General features: G+C 68.8%; 17 protein-coding genes and 2 tRNA genes. 9 read left to right on the top strand and 10 right to left on the bottom strand.

Features of this window, described 5'->3' with window-relative positions:
• Positions 1 to 217 precede the first annotated feature (217 nt).
• Positions 218 to 2230, bottom strand: coding sequence for a heavy metal translocating P-type ATPase (locus ACSQ4M_RS19440; RefSeq protein ID WP_436191066.1), 2013 nt, complete (start codon positions 2228 to 2230; stop codon positions 218 to 220).
• Between the two features lie 61 nt (positions 2231 to 2291).
• Between ACSQ4M_RS19440 and cadR the strand changes: the two genes are divergently transcribed.
• On the top strand, positions 2292 to 2732 hold the full coding sequence (cadR, locus tag ACSQ4M_RS19435; protein ID WP_436191065.1) for a Cd(II)/Pb(II)-responsive transcriptional regulator: 441 nt from the start codon (positions 2292 to 2294) through the stop codon (positions 2730 to 2732).
• A 92-nt stretch (positions 2733 to 2824) separates the two neighbouring features.
• The gene (gene bktB, locus ACSQ4M_RS19430) at positions 2825 to 4009 is read left to right on the top strand and encodes a beta-ketothiolase BktB (protein WP_436191064.1); all 1185 of its coding nucleotides are present in this window, start codon (positions 2825 to 2827) and stop codon (positions 4007 to 4009) included.
• Here the strand turns inward: bktB and ACSQ4M_RS19425 are convergent, their stop codons facing one another.
• Complete coding sequence (locus ACSQ4M_RS19425) at positions 4010 to 5104, bottom strand: amidohydrolase (RefSeq protein WP_436191063.1); 1095 nt, start codon at positions 5102 to 5104, stop codon at positions 4010 to 4012. It abuts the gene before it with no gap.
• 173 nt (positions 5105 to 5277) lie between these two features.
• On the opposite strand from ACSQ4M_RS19425, the gene ACSQ4M_RS19420 reads away from it, so the two are divergent.
• Entirely contained in the window at positions 5278 to 6183 is a 906-nt protein-coding gene (locus tag ACSQ4M_RS19420) for a LysR family transcriptional regulator (RefSeq protein ID WP_436191062.1), read from the top strand.
• 43 nt (positions 6184 to 6226) lie between these two features.
• Here ACSQ4M_RS19420 and ACSQ4M_RS19415 read toward each other — a convergent pair whose 3' ends face one another.
• A complete protein-coding gene (locus tag ACSQ4M_RS19415) occupies positions 6227 to 7354 on the bottom strand; it encodes an IS5 family transposase (protein WP_436189471.1) in 1128 nt (375 codons plus the stop codon).
• A gap of 65 nt (positions 7355 to 7419) precedes the next feature.
• On the bottom strand, positions 7420 to 8988 hold the full coding sequence (locus ACSQ4M_RS19410) for an AMP-binding protein (RefSeq protein WP_436191061.1): 1569 nt from the start codon (positions 8986 to 8988) through the stop codon (positions 7420 to 7422).
• A 107-nt stretch (positions 8989 to 9095) separates the two neighbouring features.
• On the opposite strand from ACSQ4M_RS19410, the gene ACSQ4M_RS19405 reads away from it, so the two are divergent.
• The 4 genes from ACSQ4M_RS19405 (at position 9096) to ACSQ4M_RS19390 (ending at position 12043) form a co-directional block, all read left to right on the top strand.
• A complete protein-coding gene (locus ACSQ4M_RS19405) occupies positions 9096 to 9779 on the top strand; it encodes an AzlC family ABC transporter permease (protein WP_436191060.1) in 684 nt (227 codons plus the stop codon).
• Positions 9776 to 10084, top strand: coding sequence for an AzlD domain-containing protein (locus ACSQ4M_RS19400; RefSeq protein ID WP_436191059.1), 309 nt, complete (start codon positions 9776 to 9778; stop codon positions 10082 to 10084). Before ACSQ4M_RS19405 ends, ACSQ4M_RS19400 begins: the two co-directional genes overlap by 4 nt.
• 199 nt (positions 10085 to 10283) lie before the next feature.
• A complete protein-coding gene (locus ACSQ4M_RS19395; protein WP_436191058.1) occupies positions 10284 to 11594 on the top strand; it encodes an IS1182 family transposase in 1311 nt (436 codons plus the stop codon).
• A gap of 375 nt (positions 11595 to 11969) precedes the next feature.
• Positions 11970 to 12043 (top strand) — tRNA-Gly (locus ACSQ4M_RS19390).
• Positions 12044 to 12291: 248 nt separating this feature from the next.
• Here the strand turns inward: ACSQ4M_RS19390 and ACSQ4M_RS19385 are convergent.
• From ACSQ4M_RS19385 to ACSQ4M_RS19365, 5 genes are all read right to left on the bottom strand, one after another.
• Positions 12292 to 12384, bottom strand: a tRNA-Ser gene (locus ACSQ4M_RS19385).
• A 38-nt stretch (positions 12385 to 12422) separates the two neighbouring features.
• Positions 12423 to 13694: an aspartate kinase gene (locus ACSQ4M_RS19380; protein ID WP_436191057.1), complete on the bottom strand. Its 1272-nt coding sequence runs from the start codon at positions 13692 to 13694 to the stop codon at positions 12423 to 12425.
• A 63-nt stretch (positions 13695 to 13757) separates the two neighbouring features.
• Positions 13758 to 14711, bottom strand: a complete 954-nt coding sequence (gene tilS / locus ACSQ4M_RS19375) for a tRNA lysidine(34) synthetase TilS (protein ID WP_436191056.1) — start codon at positions 14709 to 14711, stop codon at positions 13758 to 13760.
• A 2-nt stretch (positions 14712 to 14713) separates the two neighbouring features.
• The gene (locus ACSQ4M_RS19370; RefSeq protein WP_436191055.1) at positions 14714 to 15352 is read right to left on the bottom strand and encodes a CoA transferase subunit B; all 639 of its coding nucleotides are present in this window, start codon (positions 15350 to 15352) and stop codon (positions 14714 to 14716) included.
• 1 nt (position 15353) lies between these two features.
• On the bottom strand, positions 15354 to 16151 hold the full coding sequence (locus tag ACSQ4M_RS19365) for a CoA transferase subunit A (protein ID WP_436191054.1): 798 nt from the start codon (positions 16149 to 16151) through the stop codon (positions 15354 to 15356).
• Positions 16152 to 16227: 76 nt separating this feature from the next.
• Between ACSQ4M_RS19365 and ACSQ4M_RS19360 the strand changes: the two genes are divergently transcribed.
• Positions 16228 to 16782, top strand: a complete 555-nt coding sequence (locus ACSQ4M_RS19360; protein WP_436191053.1) for a LuxR C-terminal-related transcriptional regulator — start codon at positions 16228 to 16230, stop codon at positions 16780 to 16782.
• Here ACSQ4M_RS19360 and ACSQ4M_RS19355 read toward each other — a convergent pair.
• Positions 16772 to 17764, bottom strand: a complete 993-nt coding sequence (locus ACSQ4M_RS19355; protein WP_436191052.1) for a helix-turn-helix domain-containing protein — start codon at positions 17762 to 17764, stop codon at positions 16772 to 16774. The two genes, ACSQ4M_RS19360 and ACSQ4M_RS19355, sit on opposite strands and share 11 nt — an antisense overlap.
• Positions 17765 to 17958: 194 nt before the next feature.
• Between ACSQ4M_RS19355 and eat the strand changes: the two genes are divergently transcribed.
• Complete coding sequence (gene eat, locus ACSQ4M_RS19350) at positions 17959 to 19365, top strand: ethanolamine permease (RefSeq protein WP_436191051.1); 1407 nt, start codon at positions 17959 to 17961, stop codon at positions 19363 to 19365.
• The last annotated feature ends 2 nt before the right edge of the window (positions 19366 to 19367 follow it).

Here is a 19367-nt window from a genome sequence, read left to right as displayed (position 1 = left end):
TCGCGGCCGCCATGCAGGCCGCGTGGACACGGGATTCTGTTGCTTCGACGAGCCGCACCTTCCGGGTGAGGACGCTATGCACCCGCCGGCACCGCGCTCGCCGCGCCATGCGGCGTTGCTCCTCCTTGCGCACGGAAGTGCGCGGCGTCGTCGCGCCTTGCATGGCACGCCGATCACGGCGCCCACGGGCGCATCCAACTGCCGAATCTAGGTTGAATCAGCCCTGGCGCGCGCGCAGCAGGCGCAGCCCGTTGGCCACCACCAGCAGCGTGGCCCCCATGTCGGCGAACACGGCCATCCACATCGTCGCCGTGCCCAGCAGCGCCAGCACCATGAACACCGACTTGATGCCCAGCGCGAGCACGATGTTCTGCCACAGCACGCCATGCGTGCGGCGCGACAACCGGATGGTCTCGGGGATGCGGCGCAGGTCGTCGTTCATGATGACCACGTCGGCCGCCTCCATGGCCACGTCGGTGCCGGCGCCGCCCATGGCGAAGCCGAGGTCGGCGCGCGCCAGCGCGGGCGCGTCGTTGATGCCGTCGCCCGTCATGGCGGTGGCGCCATGGCGCTGCTGCAGCGCCTCGATGGCGGCCAGCTTGTCTTCGGGCAGCAGGTTGCCCTGCACCTCGGCGATGCCGGCTTCGCGCGCCACGGTCTGCGCCGTGGCGAGGTTGTCGCCGGTCAGCATGACGGGCACCACGCCCAGGCGCTTGAGTTCGGCCACGGCCTCGCGCGAGCTGTCCTTGATGGTGTCGGCCACGGCGAACAGCGCCAGCACGCCGCTGGCGTCGGCCAGCAGCGTGAGCGTGCGGCCCTGCTCCTCATGCTGGCGCAGCAGCGCCTCCAACGCGGCGTTGCACTGGCCGCGCTCCTCGATGAGGCGGTGGTTGCCCAGCACGAGTTCGCGGCCGTTGACGCGTCCCTGCACCCCGCGGCCGGGCAAGGCGCGGAAGTCGTCGACGGTCCACTGCGCCGCGTCCACCCCTTGCGCGATCGCGCGGGACACCGGATGGTCCGAGCGCGCCGCGAGTGCCGCGGCCAGGCCGGCCAGCGCACCGTCGTCGGTGCCCAGGGCCTCCCAGTGCACCAGCAGCGGCTTGCCGGCCGTGATGGTGCCGGTCTTGTCCAGCGCGATGGCCTTGAGCAGGCGCGCGTTCTCCAGGTGGCTGCCGCCCTTGACCAGGATGCCGCGCCGCGCGGCCGCGGCCAACGCGCTGACCACGGTGACGGGCGTGGCGATCACCAGTGCGCAGGGGCAGGCCACGACCAGCAGCACCAGCGCCTTGTAGATGGCATCCAGCCAGGCCATGCCGAACAGCAGCGGCCCGCCCAGCGCGACCGCCAGCGCCAGCACGAACACGGCCGGCGTGTAGATGGCAGCGAAGCGGTCGACGAAGCGCTGCGTGGGCGCGCGCGTGGCCTGGGCCTGCTCGACGGCGTGGATGATGCGGGCCAAGGTGGTGTTGCCGGCCGCAGCCGTCACGCGGAACTGCAGCGCGCCTTCGGCATTGACGGTGCCGGCGAACACGGTATCACCCGGGCCCTTGTCGACCGGCAGGCTCTCGCCCGTGACCGGAGACTGGTCGATGCTGCTGCGGCCCTCGGTCACGGTGCCGTCCAGCGGCACGCGCTCGCCGGGGCGGATGCGCACGACGGCGCCCAGCGGCACCTCGGCCGCGGGTTGCGCGCGCCAGCTGCCATCGGCCTGGAGCACCTCGGCCTGCTCGGGCGCCAGCGCCAGCAGACCGGCAATGGCGTTACGCGCACGGTCGGCCGCGCGGCCTTCGATGAGTTCGGCGATGGCGTACAGCGCCATGACCATGGCGGCCTCGGGCCATTGGCCGATCAGGAAGGCGCCAGTGACGGCCACGCTCATGAGCGCGTTGATGTTGAGCCGGCCGCGGCGCAGCGCGGCGAAGCCCTGGGTGTAAGTCTCCATGCCCGACAGGCCGATGGCCACAGCGGCCACGGCCAGGCCCAGGCCTTTGGACCACAGCGCATCGCCGGCCAGGAAATGCAGCGACTCGGCCGCGATGGCCAGGGCCAGCGCCGCGCCCAGGCGGCCCACGCCCGGACCTGCGCCATGGTCGTGGTCGTGCAGGTGGCCTCCCTCACCCTCGTCGTGGTGGTCGTGGTCCTCGTGGCCATGCGCCTGGCCAGGGCTGTGGTGGTGGCCTGTGCGGACGGTCTGCGCCTGCGGCACGGGTTCTGAACAGCAATGCTTCATGCGGTGTCTTTCCTCGGTTGCAGGCATTGGAAACCCTGAAGCCACTGTAGAGTCAAGCGCCATGAAGATCGGACAACTGGCCGCCGCCACCGACACACCGGTGGAAACCATCCGTTACTACGAGCGCGCAGGGCTGCTGCCGACCGCGCCACGCACCGAGGGCAACTACCGCGATTACGCCGAGAGCCATGTGCAGCGCCTGTCCTTCATCCGGCATTGCCGTGCGCTGGACATGGCGCTGGACGAGATCCGCACGCTGCTGCAGTTCCAGGACGCGCCGGGCGGCGACTGCGGTGGCGTCAATGCGCTGCTGGACGCCCACATCGGCCATGTGGCGCAGCGCATCCGCGAGTTGCGCGCGCTGGAGCGTCAGCTCAAGGCCTTGCGCAGCCAGTGCCAGGACGCCCAGGCAAAGGGCGACTGCGGCATCCTCAAAAGCCTGGCCGAAGAACCGGCGCCCGCCGTGCAGGCGCGGCGGCGGCATGTGCACGGCGTGCACTGAATTGTTACCTTTGGCAGCTTGGTGACACCGGTCCGGCGGTCCGCATGGGAAGATTGCCGGCGAATTTTTTTCTTCCCTTCAGGAGCAACAACATGGGTCGTGAAGTCGTCGTCGTCAGCGGTGTGCGCACCGCCATCGGTACTTTCGGGGGCAGCCTCAAGGACGTGCCGCCCACGCAACTGGGCGCGCTGGTCGTGCGCGAATCGCTGGCGCGCGCCAAAGTCGAGGGCAAGGATGTGGGCCACGTTGTGTTCGGCCACGTGGTCAACACCGAGCCGCGCGACATGTACCTCTCGCGCGTGGCCGCGCTCGAAGGCGGCTGTAGCGAAGACACGCCGGCCTTCAACGTGAACCGCCTGTGCGGCTCGGGCCTGCAGGCCATCGTCTCGGCCGCGCAGTCCATCCTGCTGGGCGACACGGACATCGCCATCGGCGCCGGCGCCGAGAGCATGAGCCGCGCCCCCTACGCCTCGCTCAACGCGCGCTGGGGCGCGCGTATGGGCGACACCAAGCTCGTCGACATGATGGTCGGCGCGCTGCACGACCCCTTCCACACCATCCACATGGGCGTGACGGCCGAGAACATCGCCGCCAAGTGGGGCATCACGCGTGCCGACCAGGACGGCCTGGCCGTGGAAAGCCACCGCCGCGCCGCCAAGGCCAGCGCCGCCGGGTACTTCAAGGAGCAGATCGTCCCGGTGGTGTCCAAGGGCCGCAAGGGCGACGTGGTGTTCGACACCGACGAGCACTTCCGCGCCGAAGCCACCATGGAGGACATGGCCAAGCTCAAGCCCGTGTTCGTGAAGGAGAACGGCACCGTCACCGCCGGCAACGCATCGGGCCTGAACGACGCGGCCGCCGCTGTGGTGCTGATGGAAGCCTCGGTGGCCAAGGCGCGTGGCCTGGCGCCCTTGGCACGTTTGGTCGGCTACGCCCATGCCGGCGTGGACCCGAAGTACATGGGCATCGGCCCGGTGCCGGCCAGCAGGAAGCTGCTGGAGAAGCTGGGCCTGAAGGTCTCGGACCTGGACGTGATCGAGGCCAACGAGGCCTTCGCGGCCCAGGCCTGCGCCGTCACCAAGGACCTGGGCCTGGACCCGGCCAAGGTCAACCCGAACGGCTCGGGCATCTCGCTGGGCCACCCGATCGGCGCCACCGGAGCCGTGATCACCGTCAAGGCGCTGCACGAACTGCAGCGCGTGGGTGGTCGCTATGCGCTGGTCACCATGTGCATCGGCGGCGGCCAGGGCATCGCCGCCGTGTTCGAGCGGGTCTGATCAGTTGCCGTGCAGGTAGCACTGGGCCAGCATGGCCCAGTAGGCGGCACCGATCGGCAGGTTGGCTTCGTTGAAGTCCTGCTCAGGGCCGTCGCCGTTGCCCAGCAGCAGGTAGCTGCCCGGCACCTGCTCCAGCATGAACGCGAAGTCGTCGCAGCCCGCGAACGCGGGCGCCTGCGGCTCCACCTGGCCTGGGCCCAGCAGTTCCATGGCCAGCTGGCGCGCAACCTCCGTTTCCAGAGGGCTGTTGATCAGCACCGGCGCTTGCCGCCGGTAGTCGACCGTGGCCTGCACCCCGTAGCTGAGCGCTTGCAGTTCGGTCAGCGTGGTAACGCGGCGTTGCAGCTTGTCGCGCACGGCCGGGTCGAGCGCCCGCACGCCGAGTTGCAGCGTCGCGTTGGGCGCCACGGCCCGTGCAACGGCCCTGGCTTCGAAGCCGCTGATCTGGACCGCCACCAGCTGCTGCGCGTCGGTGCGCGCCGCGATGCTCTGCAGCCCCATCACGATGGCTGCACCTGCCACCACAGGATCGGCCGCACCATGCAGCGCGTCGCCGTGCAGCGTGATGGACACCTCGTCGTGCGAGGCCATGGCCGGCCCGTCGCGCAGCAGCAGCCGGCCTTGCGGATGGCGGGCCGCACTGTGCATCGCGAAGATGGCGTCACAGGGGAATTGGTCGAACAGGCCGTCGGCCACCATGCGGCGGGCCCCACCCTCGGCTTGGTCTGTGCTCTGGAAGACCAGGTTCAGCGTGCCGCTGAAGTCGCCCTGGCGCGCGAGGTAGTGGGCCGCAGCAAGCAGCATGGCGGTGTGGCCGAACTGGCTCCCGGCCGAGCCGGGCTGCATCGGCAGCGCCCCCATGTCCGCACGCAGGCCCAGGCGTTTGCTGCCCTTGCCACGCTGCAGCTGGGCCACGATGCCGCTGCCGCCAAGACCGCGGTCCACCTTGTAGCCCCACTGCTCCAGGCGTCCCGCCACGAGGTCGCTGGTGTGCAGATTCGCCGGGGCGCGTTCGCCGGACGACTGCAGTTCGCGGCGCAGCTTCACGAACATCTGGGCATGGGCGGTGATGCTGTCGATCAAGGGATGAGGCATGGCTGGTTTCTCCTTTTCATACCGTCACGAATTGAATGCAACTTTTCTTCTTGCATCTTCATGTACATTTTGTACACATAAATAACGGTATGAGACCATGGTAGAAATTCCCACACCCATCTGTCCAATGCATTGTTTTTCTCCGTCCTAGAAAAAAAACTTCTAGTTAGTCCATGAACCTCAAGCAGCTCGAACATTTGCTCGCCGTTGCCGATGCGCGCTCCTTCAGCCGGGCCGCGCTGCGGCTGCACATCACGCAGCCGGCGCTGAGCCGCAGCATCCGGCTGCTCGAAGAAATGCTGGGTGCCAAGTTGATCGACCGCATGGGCCGGCGCAATGAACTCACGCCGCTGGGCGAGGCGGTGGCGGCGCGCGCGCGCCTGCTGCTCTTCGGCGCCGAGGAGCTGCGGCGCAGCGTGGACATGGCCAAGAAGGGCAACGGCGGGCCGATCCGCATCGGCCTGGGCTCAGGGCCTGCGGCCGTGCTGATGACGCCGTTCATGGTGCACATGGCCAGGCACCACCCGCAGATACCGGTCAACATCATGCGCGGCGCACTGGATCTGCAACTGGGCCACTTGCGCGCGCGCACGGCCGACGCGCTCGTGATCGACCGGCGCGCCGTCCCGCCGGCGGACGACCTGGTGGTCGAGATGGTGGCTGAATTGCGTGCCGGCTTCATCTGCCGCAGCGGCCACCCGCTGCTGGCGCGCGGAGCGGACGCCTACAGCTTCGACGACGTGCTGCCCTACCCCATCGCGTCGACCACGTTGACCGATGAAATCGGCAACCAGCTGATGCGGCAATACGGGCCACGCGCCAACCCGAATACGGCGGTGGGCCTGCGCTGCGAGGAGATGGACAGCCTGATCGCGACGGTGCGCCAGACCGATGTGGTCTTCTTCGGCATCGTTGCCGCGGCGCGGCAGGGCATCGTGTCGGGCGAACTGGTGGAGCTGCCGGTGCGCCCCGTCTTCGGTGCCAAGGGGCTGTTCGCCCTGATCACGCTGGCCGGGCGCACGGAGAGTCCATCCCTGCAGCTGTTCCGCCAGTTCGTGACGGAACACATGCACGACTGAAGCGGCCGGCCCGCTCCGGCTCAGAGGGTGTATCTAAAATGATTTACCCGGCCAGCCTAGTTGCGAGCATACGCGCTTCTGCGAGCCAGACCCAGGCCACAGGCGCCCAGTTGGAGCGGTCATGGTGAGCGATCAGCCTGCGCGCACGCTCGTTCCATGCGTGGGTGCGCTCGACCACCCAGCGCTTGGCTTGCACGACGAAGCCCTTGGCTGGGGCCTCGGGCCACAGTTGCTGCTGCTCGACAACAAACGTGCCCGTCACGCGATTCGAAGGTCTGCGGACGATCTCTACGGCGATGCCATGCGTCTTCTCCAGGTCCATGGCGCACTGACCGCCGTAGGCCGAGTCTGCGTACAGCCTCTTGAGGCCCGTCACCTTGGCGCAGGCTTGGGCCACCACGGATGCGGCCCCGTCGCGATCCTGCACGCTGGCAGCCGTGACGGTCACAGCCAGCAGCAGCCCCAGCGTGTCGACCACCAAGTGGCGCTTGCGGCCCTTGACCTTTTTGCCGGCATCGAAGCCGGTGTCTGCGCCCTGCGGGGTGCTGCGCGTGCTTTGCGAATCGATGATGGCCGCCGTGGGTTCGGGTGCCTTGCCCACGCGGTCGCGCCACTGTTGGCGCAACCGGTCGTGCATGGCCTCGAAGGTGCCGGCGCGTGCCCAGCCGCGAAAGGCCGAGTACACCGCACGCCAAGGCGGAAAGTTGCCGGGCAGCAAGCGCCACGCGCAGCCGGTGCGCACGATGTACATGCAGGCGTTGGCAATGTCGCGGCGCGCGTGCGTGATCGGCTTGCCGCGCCCACCTTCGCGCTCAAACAGGTCATGCACGAGAGCCCACTCGGCATCGGTCAGGTCCGTGTTCATGCCGCCAGGCTTGGCTTGCCGGCGGTGCGCTGTCGTGTAGCCGTAGCGCTGCGGAGCCGAGCCCTGGACCGCCGCACGCGTGCTGGCGCCGCGAGGCGGGCGCACGCGCTTGACTCCCGCCTTCTTCAGCGCCTTGCGAATCGTCGCCGAGCAGACATCGATGCCCGTGTGGCGAACGAACTCGCGGGTGAGCTCATCCATCGACGACTGCGGCATGCGCAGCGCCAGCTCCACCAATGCGCGCAGGTCCTGCGCTTGCAGCAGTGCTGGCCTGCCGGGTTGCTTCTTGCTCGTCCCCGTGTCCACTCGTCACCTCCTGCGCTCCCAGAACCGAGAGGGCGCGCAGGGTATTTTAATTCAGATACGCCCTCTCAGCCCACCGCGCGCCCAGCGGCAGCCCAGTGCCGGGCACGCAGCGCCTTCTTGTCGATCTTGCCCAATGCGGTCTGCGGCAGCGCATCGATGAAGTCCACGCGCTTGGGCGCGGCCACCGCCCCCTTGGCCTCGCGCACGGCCGCCACCAGCGCATCTGCCGACGGTGGCGTGCCAGGCTTGGCCTGCACATAGGCCATGACCAGCTCGCCCCATTTCTCGTCGGGAATGCCGATCACCGCCGCCGCCGCCACGCCGGGCTGCGCGCACAGCGCATCCTCGATCTCCTTGGGGTAGACGTTGAAGCCACCCGAGATGATCACGTCCTTCATGCGGTCGACGATGTAGTACAGGCCGTCGGCCCCCTTGTAGGCCACGTCGCCCGTGTGCAGCCAGCCGCCGGCCAGCGCGGCGGCGGTCTCGGCCGGATTGTCCAGGTAGCCCGCCATCACGAGCGGACCGCGCACGCAGATCTCGCCGCGCGCGCCATCGGGCACGGGTGCGCCCTGCGCGTCGAGCAGGGCCACCTGCATGAGCGGGTATGGCCGGCCCGCGGCCGTGAGCTGGGCATCCGTGAGCCGTGCATGGTCGTTCCGGTCCAGCAGCAGGATGTCGTTGGGCGATTCGGTCTGGCCGTAGCTTTGCACCAGCACCGGGCCGCAGATGTCCAGCGCCTGGCGGATGCGCGCCGGCGCGGCCGGCGCGGCGCTGTAGATCAGCGTGTGGAAGGCGGCCCAGTCCACTTCGCGCACGCGCGGGCTGTCCAGCAGCGCGTAGAGCATGGTCGGCACCAGCCAGGAGAGGTTGCAGCGGTACCTGGCCACGGCGTCGACGAAGCCGTTGGCCGAGAAGCCGCGCAGCAGCGTCACGCAGCCGCCGCGCACCAGCGTGGGCACCACGAGCGAGCCGCCGCCATGCGAGATCGGGGCCGGGCACACATAGCGCACCTCCTGCGGCCAGTCCTTGACGGCCAGGTCCAGCAGCGCGTTGGTGGCCAGCGCGCGGTTGCTCAGCATCACGCCCTTGGGCCGGCCCGTGGTGCCGCCGGTGTAGGCCAGGCGCACGATGGTCTCGGCGTCGCCGCAGGGCACGAGCGGCTGCGGGGCGAGGTCCTGCACGGCCTGCAGCAGGTCGTCGAAACCGTCGACGGCGCCCATGGACAGCCAGGTCTGCACCTGGCCGCACTGCGCGCGCAGCGCCTGGCCGCGCGCCTGGTGGTAGCTGTCGACGATGGCGACGCGGGCGCCGCTGTGGCCGAGGATGTGGGCGTGGTCGGCCTCGCTGCCCAGCGCGTGCAGCGTGACCGAGCGCAGCCCGCGCAGGTAGACGGCAGCGACCACCGCGAACACCTCCCAGCGGTTCACGGCCAGTTGGGCCACGGTGTCGCCGGGGCGCAGTCCCAGGCGGTCGAAATGCTGGGCGATGCGGCTGATGGCCCGGCCCAATTCGGCGTAGTGGACGGTGGCCTCGTCATTGGCGAAGGCCGCCCGCTCCGGGTACTTGGCGATGGCGGTGACGATGAGGTCGGCGACGGTGCCGCCGCGCAGGGCCTCGGGTGGTACGTGCATGGTGTCTCCCCTGGAATGCGCGCCGCATTCTGCGGGCCGGGCGCTGGGCGGCGTGTCGCCTGTGCTCGCCCTGCTAGATTTGCGGCTCCAGATTTCGGGGAGACGGCATGGAGGCAGGCAAGACCACCGCATCCGGCGGCGGCTGGCGCGCGGGTTTCGCGGTGGGTGCGGGTTTCGGCGTGGGCGCGTTTGCGCTGGCCGTGGGCTTCGGCGCCGCCGCTGTCGCCCAGGGCTGGCCAGCCTGGCTGGCCACGCTGATGTCGGCCATCGTGTTTGCGGGCGGCGCGCAGTTCGCGCTGGTCATGGCCTTCGCCGGCGGCGGGATGTCGGCCGCAATCGGCGCTGCCACGCTGATCAATCTGCGCTTCATCCCGATGGCACTGACCTCCGAATTCAAGGGTGGGGCCTGGCGTCGCTCGCTGGAGGCCCAGGCCGTGGTCGATGCCTCCTGGGCCGCCGCGCGCCGGCCCGACGGCGGCGTGGACCGCGCCAAGATGCTGGGTGCCACGCTGGTGCAGTGGCCGGCCTGGGTGGCCGGCACCGCCATCGGCGCCTACCTTGCGCCCGAACCCGCGCTGGCGCGCGCGATCGGCCTGGACCTGGTCTTCCCGGGCTTCTTCCTGGTGTTCGTGCTGGACATCGTGCGCACCGAGTCCGAACGCCGCGGCACGGTGGCGCTGGCCGTGCTGGTCACGGCCGGCATGTGCTGGCTGGTGCCACCCGGCGTGGCCGTGATGGCCGCCAGCGCCGCCGCCCTGCCCGCCCTGTTGCGCCGTGGAGCCGGGCCATGAACAGCATGCTGTGGACCGTGCTCGCGTTCGCGGCGATCAACTACGCGATCAAGGCTGTCGGCCCGGTGCTGCTGCAGGGACGCAGCTTTCCGCCCCGTCTGGCGGCCTTCATCGACGCGCTGCCGGCCGCACTGCTGGCGGGCATGCTGGCCAGCTCGGTCGTGGGCGCCGCCGGCCGCGGCCTGGAGCCCACGCTGCTCGGCGGGTTGGCCGCGGTGGCGGTGGCCTGGTTGCTGCGCGCGGGCCAGTTCGGCAGCGTGCTGCTGGGGGGGCTGGTGACGGCGGCCTTGCGCCAGCTCGGCTGAGCGCACGAGCGGCCGCACCGGCCACTCAGAAGGTGTGAACGAACCGCGCACCTGAGCGATCATTCAGTGCATGAGCACGGCGAAGACCAGGAACACAGTTGGACAAGCCCAGCCAGGCTTGTTCGGGCAAGGGGAACTGTCGGCAAGCGGCGAAGCGCCGGTGCAGGTTGCGGCCAGCGCGCAAGGCGCACCACGGGTGATGTCGCCGGTGCGCAACCAGGTGGAACTGCGCCCCGTCGACCTGGACGCGATGCTGGGACCTGCGCACCCGGCGCGCACCGTGTGGGCCTTCGTGCAGACCATGGACTTGGCACCGCTGTATGCGCGCATCAAGTCGGCTGGCAGCCGCGGTGGCGCTCCAGCCATCGACCCTGCGATCCTGGTGGCGCTGTGGCTGTGGGCCACGGTGGACGGCGTGGGCTCGGCACGCGAGATCGATCGGCTGTGCGAGCGCGATGGCGCTTACCGCTGGATCTGCGGTGGCGTGGGCGTGAACTACCACTCGCTGGCAGACTTTCGCACCGAGCACGAAGCCTGGCTGGACACGCAGCTGACGCGCTCGATCACCTCGCTGCTCGAGCGCCGGCTGGTCACGCTCGATGTCGTGGCACAGGACGGACTGCGCGTGCGTGCGCACGCCAAGGCCTCCAGCTTTCGCCGCCGCGACAAGCTGGCCGAACTGCACGCCCAAGCGCAAGAGCAGGTCCGTGCGCTCAAGCGCGAACTGCGCGAGGACGCCGGTGCCAGCGCGCGGCGCAAGCAAGCGGCCATCGAGCGCGCTGCGCGCGAGCGTGAGCAACGCCTGGCGGCCGCTGTGGCCACGATGGACAAGCTGCAGCGCAAGACGCCGGCCCAGCCCAAAGCGGCCAAGCGGTCCAAGCAGCCCCCGGGCGATGAACCACCCGGTGGCACATGCACCGCTGCGGTCAAGCCCGAACCCGAACCGCGCGTGAGCACCACCGATCCCCAGGCGCGCGTGATGAAGATGGCCGATGGAGGCTTTCGCCCGGCCTTGAACGCGCAACTGGCTGTTGATGTCCAGACCCAACTCATCGCCGCGGTCGCCATCACCAACAGCGGCAGCGACATGGGCCAGATGGCTCCGGTACACCAAGACCTCCAGCAGCGCTACGCCACCACGCCGCAGCACTGGCTGGCAGACGGGGGCTTCACCAAGCTTGCCGCCATCGACGAGCTGACCGAGCGCGGCACCCAGCCGGTGGTGCCGCCGCCGCGCAGCCGCAACCCGAGCATCGACAGCCTGGCGCCCAAAGGCACCGACACCGCGGCGCAAGCCCAGTGGCGCGCATTCATGACCAGCGACTTCGCCAAGGACCTGTACGTCTGGCGTGGCGCCAGCGTCGAATGCGCCAACGCGCAGCTCAGGCGACGCGGTCTGCACCGCTTCAACGTCTGCGGCATGGTCAAAGCGCGCGCTGTGCTGCTGTGGCACGCCTTGGCGCACAACTTGATGCGCATGCGCAGCCTGGGGATCAAGCCAGCGGCATGAATTCAGGGGCATACGCCCCCGCATGAGGCCGTACACGCGCGCAACAGGACGCCAACACATTCCACGGCTGCGCGCCGTGTCTGCCCGCGCGATGTGACCCGCGGACCAACTGGCGCCTTTGCAGGCACCTTGGCGTCGGCCTGCATCGTTGACAGGTGGTTCGTTCACGGCTTGTCAGGCGAGGAAGCGGCTCACGGCGGGCAGGTCGAAGTCCACGTCTAGCGCACCGGCCCGCTTCACTGCCCGGTCACGCAGGACCATCGCGTGGCTCAGGCCCCATTCAGGAAGTGGGACAGTGGCTTGGCGAATCTGGGCATCCTTTTGGACGAGGGCACTGCCGGGAGTGGCCAACGGCCACAGTAGAATGCGCGCCGCGCGGGTGTAGTTCAATGGTAGAACGGCAGCTTCCCAAGCTTCATACGAGGGTTCGATTCCCTTCACCCGCTCCAACGCAATGCGCAGGCGCTCGCCGCGCCAAGCCCGCCGAAGTCCACCCATCAAACGCACGTTGGTCGGCGCTGCCGCGCTGACCGCCCTCTTTGCGGCGTTTGCACCGGGGTTCGACGACGGCGCTCCCAAGGCCACGGCCCACCCTTCAGCACAGATGAACACCACCAGCGCGCGCCGTGCGACGCGGTGTTGACGTGATGTGCACGCACCAAAGAAAAACGGGCCCGAAGGCCCGTCTTATGGTGTTTGGCGGAAACGGAGGGATTCGAACCCTCGATGAGGCTCTACACCCCATACTCCCTTAGCAGGGGAGCACCTTCGGCCACTCGGTCACGTTTCCTGGAAAACCCCGCCATTATGGCACGGATTCAGCGCGAATCAGGCCGCAGCGGGCTGGTCCAGATCGAAAACCCGGTGCAAAGCGCGCACCGCGAGTTCCATGTACTTTTCGTCGAGCACGACGGAAGTCTTGATCTCGCTGGTGGAGATCATCTGGATGTTGATGCCCTCCTCCGACAGGCAGCGGAACATCTTGCTGGCCACGCCCACATGGCTGCGCATGCCGATGCCCACGATGCTGACCTTGCAGATCTTGGCGTCGCCCACCACTTCCTGCACGCCCAGGCCGGGCAGGACCCTTTCCTTCAGCAGATCGATCGTCTTCGCGTAGTCGTTGCGGTGGACGGTGAAGCTGAAGTCGGTCCGGCCGTCCTTGCTGACGTTCTGGATGATGACGTCGACCTCGATGTTGGCGTCGGCCACGGCGCCCAGGATCTGGTAGGCGATGCCGGGCTTGTCCGGCACACCCAGGACGGAGATCTTGGCTTCGTCGCGGTTGAACGCGATGCCCGACACGATGGCTTGTTCCATTTGCTCGTCTTCCTCGAAAGTGATCAGCGTGCCCGACCTGGATTCCTCGTCCAGGTCGATGTCCCAGGGCGTGAAGCTGGACAGCACGCGCAGCGGCACCTTGTACTTGCCGGCGAATTCCACGGAGCGGATCTGCAGCACCTTGGAGCCCATGGAGGCCATCTCCAGCATCTCCTCGAAGCTGACCGTCTGCAGGCGCCGCGCTTCAGGCACGACACGCGGATCGGTGGTGTAGACGCCGTCCACGTCGGTGTAGATCAGGCACTCCTGGGCCTTCAGCGCGGCGGCCACGGCCACGGCCGAGGTGTCGCTGCCGCCACGGCCCAGCGTGGTGATGTTGTCGTCCTCGTCCACGCCCTGGAAGCCCGTGACGATGACGACCTTGCCGGCCTTGAGGTCGGCGCGCACGCGGTCGTCCTCGATGGACTCGATGCGGGCCTTGGTGTAGGCGCTGTTGGTGCGGATCGGCACCTGCCAGCCGGCGTAGCTGACCGACTCCATGCCTTCGGCCTGCAGCGCGATGGCCAGCAACGCCGACGAGGCCTGCTCGCCGGTAGCGGCCAGCATGTCGAGCTCGCGGTTGTAGGCGGCGCTGGCCTTGGACGGTGCCAGTTCCTTGGCCAGGCCCAGCAGCCGGTTGGTCTCCCCGCTCATGGCGCTGGGAACCACCACCATCTGGTGGCCGGCGCGTGCCCACTTGGCCACGCGCTTGGCGACGTTGCGGATGCGCTCGGTCGAGCCCATCGACGTGCCGCCGTATTTATGAACGATGAGTGCCATGGATAGTGGCAGGAGGCGCCTTGTCCGGGCTCGGCTGTCGGCCGGCGACGCCCCTGCAGTGTGTCAACTCGAAAGCGCGGGATTGTACCAATCGAGCAACGCGCCGCTGCGCCGCACGAAACCGGCCCCCACCTTCAGATGCAGGCGGTGGCCGCGCGTGCGGCAGGCGTCGATCTGGTCCAGCAGCTCGGCCAGCTGCGCGGCACTGGGCGCCGTGCCATGCACCTCGGCCAGCCAGTGGCGCAGTGCATTGGCCTGGCGCGCGCGCGCCAGCGCCTGCAGCGCGGCGATGGCGGGCGGCATGCCGGTGGCCTGCAGGTCCTGCTCGGCGAGGCCGCGCAGCAGTTCCTGCGCCTCGGCCGCATGGGCTGCACTGCGCGCGAAGGTGCTGCGAAAAGCCGGGAACAGTCGCTCCAACACGGGCAGCAACTCGGCGCGGATGCCGTTGCGCAGGTAAGCGGTGTCGGCATTGCTGGGGTCTTCGATCCAGGCCGCACCCTGCTCGGCCAGCCAGGCGCGCAGTGCCGCGCCCGGCACCTGCAGCAGCGGCCGGTGAAACCGCAGACCGCCATGCTCCCACTGCGCCGGCATCGCCGCCAGGCCCGGCAGGCCGGCACCGCGCGAGAGCGCGAGCACGATGGTCTCGACCTGGTCGTCGGCATGCTGGGCCAGTGCCACGTCGCGTGGGCCACCCTCGCCCCAGTCGCGTGCGGCAACTTCGGCGATCGCCGTGTAGCGGGCGCGCCGCGCAGCATCTTCCGGACTCTGTCCGCGCGCATGGCGCGCCTGCACATGGGCCACGGCCAGCGGCACGCCGAGCGCGGCGCAGGTGTCTCGGCAATGGGTTTCGAAGTCGTCGGCCGCGGCCTGCAAGCCATGGTGCACATGCACGGCGTGCACCTGGCCGGGCCAGCGCGCAACGCAGGCGCGCAGCAGCGCGGAGGAATCGGCGCCGCCGCTGTAGGCCACGGCCAGCGGCAGCCGCGGCGCGAAGGCGGCGATCGCCTCGGTGAACAAGCTCAGATGAGCTTGACGCCCGTCTTGGCCTGCAGCGATTCGCGCGTGACGCCGGGCGCCATCTCCACGACCTTGAGGCCCTGGGGCGTCACGTCCATGACGGCCAGGTCGGTGATGATGCGGTCGACCACGCCCACGCCGGTCAGTGGCAGCGTGCACTTGGGCAGGATCTTCATGTCCTCGGTGCCGTCCTTCTTCTTCGCTACGTGCTCCATCAGCACGATCACGCGCTTGACGCCGGCCACCAGGTCCATGGCGCCGCCCATGCCCTTGACCATCTTGCCCGGGATCATCCAGTTGGCCAGGTCGCCCTCGGCGCTGACCTGCATCGCGCCGAGGATGGACAGGTTGATCTTGCCGCCGCGGATCATCGCGAAGCTCTCATGGCTGCCGAAGATCGAGGTGCCGGGCAGCGTGGTGACGGTCTGCTTGCCGGCGTTGATGAGGTCGGCGTCGACCTCGTCCTCGGTCGGGAACGGACCGATGCCCATCATGCCGTTCTCGCTCTGCAGCCAGACTTCCTTGTCCGACGGCACGAAGTTGGCCACCAGGGTCGGGATGCCGATGCCCAGGTTCACGTAGAAGCCGTCTTCCAGCTCTTGCGCCGCACGTGCGGCCATCTGGTCTTGGGTCCAGGGCATGTCAGGCTCCTTTGCTTTGATTCTTGACGGGCGCGTCGCTGGCCGCGGCCTGGGCGATCACGGCCTGGGCCTCGACCTTGGCGGCTGCCACATCGACGGGCGCAGCCGCGCGCAGCGTGCGCTTCTCGATGCGCTTCTCGGGTGTCGCGTTGAGCACGATGCGGTGCACGTAGATGCCGGGCAGGTGCACGGCATCGGGGTCCATCTCGCCGGTCTCGACGATCTTCTCGACCTCGACCACGCAGATCTTGCCGGCCATCGCGGCGGCCGGATTGAAGTTGCGCGCCGTGCGGCGGAACTGCAGGTTGCCCGACTTGTCGGCCGCATAGGCCTTGACCAGCGCCACCTCGGGCAGCAATGCCCGCTCCATCACATAGGTCTCGCCATCGAACTCGCGCAGCTCCTTGCCCTCGGCCACCTGGGTGCCGACACCGGTCTTGGTGAAGAAGGCCGGAATGCCGGCGCCGCCGGCGCGCAGCTTCTCGGCCAGCGTGCCCTGGGGCGTGAACTCCAGTTCCAGTTCGCCGGCCAGGTACTGGCGCTCGAACTCCTTGTTCTCGCCCACGTAGCTGGCGATCATCTTCTTGATCTGGCGCGTCTCCAGCAGCTTGCCGAGGCCGAAACCGTCGACACCGGCGTTGTTGGAGATCACGGTCAGGTTCTTGACGCCGGAATCCTTGAGCGCCTCGATCAGCGCCTCGGGGATGCCGCACAGGCCGAAACCGCCCACGGCCAGCAGCTGGCCGTCCTGGACGATGCCCTTCAGCGCCGCATCGGCGGAAGGATAGATTTTGTTCACGAGAGCCTCCTGTGGATTCGGATGGGCGGACGATACTACGTAGCCAGATACGTAGTTTTTCCTAATGAGAATCCCGATGGACATCGACTACCGGCTGGCCTTCGATCTGGCGCCCATCGGGCTCGTGGTATCGCGCGAGCGGACGATTGTGGACTGCAACCGCCACCTGTGCGAGATGTTCGGTGCCGCGCGCGAGCAGCTGGTCGGCCAGTCCTTCCGTGTGCTCTACCCGAGTGCCGACGAGTACGAACGCACGGGCGAGCGCATCACGCCCGTCATGAACGCCAAGGGCTTGTACGCAGACGACCGCATCATGCGGCGCGTGGACGGGCGGCTGAAGGGCGAGACGTTCTGGTGCCATGTGACCGGCCGGGCCTTCGACCGCACGGTCCCGCACGCGGCAGGCATCTGGAGCTTCGAGGACCTGAGCGCGCGCCGCAGCGTGCACGCCAGCCTCACGCCACGCGAGCGCGAGATCGCGGCCCAGGTCATGCAAGGCCTCACGGCCAAGGAGATCGGCCGCGTGCTGGGCATCAGCCACCGCACGGTGGAGATCTACCGCGCGCGCGTGATGCGCAAGTACGGCGCCGGCTCCACGGCCGATCTGGTGCACCGGCTCGTCACGCGCTGAGCGGCGCGGCCTGGCGTGACAGGCGCAGCGTCTGCGAAGGCAGCTCGCCGAACAGTTCCCTATAGGCCTGCGCGAAGCGGCCCATGTGGAAGAAACCCCATTGCGCGGCCACGTCCTGCACGTGCAGTTGCTCGGCGCACGTGCCGCGCAGCCGGCGCCGACAGGCGTTGAGCCGCACCGAGCGCAGGAAGTCCGCCGGCGAGATGCCCACGCTGCCCAGGAAGTGGTTGTGCAGCGTGCGCGGCGTCAGGTGCAGCCGCGCACACAAATCCTCCACCGACAGCAGATGGTTGAACGGGTCGGCCGCCATGTCGCGCACCGCCATGACCTGGGCCAGGCGCCGCTGCGCGCTGGCCGGCGGCCCCTGCCATGCGGCGTCGTCGCTGCACCGGGCCAGCAGCTGCAGCAACTGCCCGCCCAGGCTGTCCATGGCCCGCAGCGCCCAGGGCAGGGCCGCCTCGTCGCTGGCGCCCAGCGCCAGCATGGATTCGATGGTCTGGCACAGCGCCACGTGCCGGTGCGGCGACAGCGCGGCCGCACAGACCTGGGCCCGCCCCTGCAGCAGCGGCGCCAGGCCCAGTGTGTCAGCGCGGGCGGCCAGCCAGTCTTCGTCCAGCACCACGCCATAGATGCCGAAACGCCGGGGCGTGCGCAGGATGAAGCCGGCGTCGGCCCGCGCGGCCATCAGCGTGCGCGGCCGCTCGCCGGGCTGCAGCCGGCCGCAGAAGTGCAAGAGGCCTTCCCCCAAACCGTCGGGAATGCCGAACCAGACCGATCCCGGCCAGGGCCTGCAGCGCTGGCTGGTCTGCTGGTCCGTGAACTCGTGGAAGACCTGCAGCCGCGGCGCATGCAGCCAAAGCTCGCGCACCATTCCAGTGAAGTGGCCGCAGGACAACTGGTCGTATTCCTGGCGCCAGGAGGACAGATGGCCGGCGTGCTCGTCCACGTCGGCGCTGCGGCGGACGCGGTAGGCGGCATCCATGGCGGGTCGGCTTGTCTGCATCCGCGCTTCTCCCAGGCAATCCATGCAGCGTACATGCAAGACCGATGCCACGCCAGCGCCGCGACGCGGCATGCGCCAAGCGCGCGGATTTTCCGAAAGCGGATAGCCGCGGCCCGGCGGCGCGGTTGCAATCGGCGCATTCCTTTCACTGCTCCGCGTCGAGCCCCACTGCGATGAGTGCCATCCCCTCCTCCGCCGCATCCACCCCTGCCACGGGCCATCTCAAGAAAGTCCTGGGGCCGCTGCAGCTCTGGGGCATTGCCGTCGGGCTGGTCATCTCCGGCGAGTACTTCGGCTGGAGCTACGGCTGGAACACGGCCGGCACGCTGGGCTTCCTGGTCGCCACGGTGCTGGTCGCGGCCATGTACACCACCTTCATCTTCAGCTTCACCGAGCTGTCCACGGCCATCCCGCACGCAGGCGGCCCGTTCGCCTATGCGCGGCGCGCATTCGGGCCCACGGGCGGCTTCATCGCGGGCTTCGCCACGCTGGTGGAATTCGTGTTCGCGCCGCCGGCCATCGCACTGGCCATCGGTGCCTACCTCAACGTGCAGTTCCCGGGCATCGACCCGAAGATGCTGGCACTCGGTGCCTACGTGATCTTCATCGCGCTGAACTGGGTGGGCGTGAGCATCGCCGCCACCTTCGAGCTGTTCGTGACACTGCTGGCCATCTTCGAGCTGCTGGTCTTCATGGGCGTGGTGGCGCCGGGCTGGTCCATGGCCAACTTCGTCGCCAACGGCTGGGCCGGCGGCAGCGTGCTGGACGGCAAGGCGATCTCGGGCATCTTCGCCTCCATCCCGTTCGCCATCTGGTTCTTCCTGGCCATCGAGGGCGCGGCCATGGCGGCCGAGGAGGCGCGCGACCCGCACCGCACCATCCCCGTCGCCTACACCACGGGCATCGTCACGCTGGTGGTGCTGGCCTTCGGCGTGATGATCTTCGCCGGCGGCGTGGGCGACTGGCGCACCCTGGCCAACATCAACGACCCGCTGCCGCAGGCCATGAAGGCCGTGGTCGGTGCCTCCAGCGGCTGGCTGCACATGATGGTGTGGATCGGGCTGTTCGGCCTGATCGCCTCCTTCCACGGCATCATCATGGGCTACTCGCGCCAGATCTTCGCGCTGGCCCGCGCGGGCTACCTGCCGCGCTACTTCGCGGCACTGAGCCCGCGTTTCGACACCCCGCACCGCGCGCTGGTGGCCGGCGGCGTGATCGGCGTGGCCGCCATCTTCAGCGACGAGTGGATCAGCTTCGGCGGCCAGACGCTGACGGCCAACATCGTCACCATGGCGGTGCTGGGCGCCATCGTGATGTACCTGGTCTCCATGGCCGCGCTGTTCAAGCTGCGCCGCACCGAACCGAACCTGCACCGGCCCTACATGGCTCCGTTCTATCCGGTGTTCCCGGCCATCGCGCTGGGGCTCGGCCTGGTGTGCCTGGGCGCCATGGTCTGGTTCAACACCTTGCTCACCGGGCTGTTCCTGGCACTGATGGCTTTGGCCTACGCGTACTTCCGGCTGACAGCCAATCAACGCGCGGCTGCAGCGCACGATAAGCTGCTCTCGGGAACCGATTGAGC

Source organism: Pseudorhodoferax sp. LjRoot39 (assembly GCF_964253035.1).
GTDB lineage: Bacteria > Pseudomonadota > Gammaproteobacteria > Burkholderiales > Burkholderiaceae_C > Pseudorhodoferax.
Note: the sequence above shows the minus strand (reverse complement) of the source record. Positions and strands in the feature narration are given on the sequence as shown.

Excerpts from the sequence above, each read along its gene's own strand:
- ACSQ4M_RS19355 (WP_436191052.1), bottom strand. The coding sequence starts at position 17,764 with ATGGATGCCGCCTACCGCGTCCGCCGCAGCGCCGACGTGGACGAGCAC.
- bktB (WP_436191064.1), top strand. The coding sequence starts at position 2,825 with ATGGGTCGTGAAGTCGTCGTCGTCAGCGGTGTGCGCACCGCCATCGGT.
- ACSQ4M_RS19370 (WP_436191055.1), bottom strand. The coding sequence starts at position 15,352 with ATGCCCTGGACCCAAGACCAGATGGCCGCACGTGCGGCGCAAGAGCTG.
- ACSQ4M_RS19395 (WP_436191058.1), top strand. The coding sequence starts at position 10,284 with ATGTCGCCGGTGCGCAACCAGGTGGAACTGCGCCCCGTCGACCTGGAC.
- ACSQ4M_RS19410 (WP_436191061.1), bottom strand. The coding sequence starts at position 8,988 with ATGCACGTACCACCCGAGGCCCTGCGCGGCGGCACCGTCGCCGACCTC.
- ACSQ4M_RS19425 (WP_436191063.1), bottom strand. The coding sequence starts at position 5,104 with ATGCCTCATCCCTTGATCGACAGCATCACCGCCCATGCCCAGATGTTC.
- ACSQ4M_RS19420 (WP_436191062.1), top strand. The coding sequence starts at position 5,278 with ATGAACCTCAAGCAGCTCGAACATTTGCTCGCCGTTGCCGATGCGCGC.
- ACSQ4M_RS19380 (WP_436191057.1), bottom strand. The coding sequence starts at position 13,694 with ATGGCACTCATCGTTCATAAATACGGCGGCACGTCGATGGGCTCGACC.
- ACSQ4M_RS19400 (WP_436191059.1), top strand. The coding sequence starts at position 9,776 with ATGAACAGCATGCTGTGGACCGTGCTCGCGTTCGCGGCGATCAACTAC.
- ACSQ4M_RS19360 (WP_436191053.1), top strand. The coding sequence starts at position 16,228 with ATGGACATCGACTACCGGCTGGCCTTCGATCTGGCGCCCATCGGGCTC.
- cadR (WP_436191065.1), top strand. The coding sequence starts at position 2,292 with ATGAAGATCGGACAACTGGCCGCCGCCACCGACACACCGGTGGAAACC.
- ACSQ4M_RS19440 (WP_436191066.1), bottom strand. The coding sequence starts at position 2,230 with ATGAAGCATTGCTGTTCAGAACCCGTGCCGCAGGCGCAGACCGTCCGC.
- ACSQ4M_RS19405 (WP_436191060.1), top strand. The coding sequence starts at position 9,096 with ATGGAGGCAGGCAAGACCACCGCATCCGGCGGCGGCTGGCGCGCGGGT.
- eat (WP_436191051.1), top strand. The coding sequence starts at position 17,959 with ATGAGTGCCATCCCCTCCTCCGCCGCATCCACCCCTGCCACGGGCCAT.